Origin of the sequence: Mesorhizobium sp. M4B.F.Ca.ET.089.01.1.1 (assembly GCF_004022605.1) — a bacterium.
Classification (GTDB): domain Bacteria; phylum Pseudomonadota; class Alphaproteobacteria; order Rhizobiales; family Rhizobiaceae; genus Mesorhizobium; species Mesorhizobium abyssinicae.
Window position 1 is genome coordinate 1 of record NZ_RZOS01001427.1, and the last position, 447, is coordinate 447.

Annotated in this window: 1 protein-coding gene; it reads left to right on the top strand. The window is 57.0% G+C overall.

Annotated elements, in window-relative coordinates:
• On the top strand, positions 1–447 hold a 447-nt coding region (locus tag EN780_RS37790), incomplete at both ends, for an NACHT domain-containing protein (RefSeq protein ID WP_128276668.1).

A 447-nucleotide genomic window follows, 5' to 3' on the forward strand; every position in this document is an offset into this window, starting at 1 on the left:
CTATGATTGCTTTGGAAACGGCCAGTATCGCAGCGCAACCGGGTACCGTCATCGCCATAAGGATGCGCTCGTCCAGATCGTCAACGAGCTCGCCGGCAAGACCTTATGTCACTTGCTGATTCCGACCTCGCACGCGGGATCTGTCGACTATCTTAAAAAATTTATCTTTCGGCTCGAACAAGCCGTTAGCCTTCTTCGCGCCAAGAACCCGCGAGCCTTGCTGTGCATTATCATCGATGCTGCGGACAATGCGCAGATGGCGGCGGAGGAAATTGGCGAGGCGCGGGCATTCATCCGTGATTTGCTAAGAGAACAGATACCGGACGGCGTGCGTATCGTTGCGCTCTGCAGGTCGCATCGCCAGGACAAACTGGACCCACCGCCAAGCGCGTTGTCGCTTGAGCTGGAATCCTTCGGACGGGATGAGACCGCCGCACATCTGCGCCA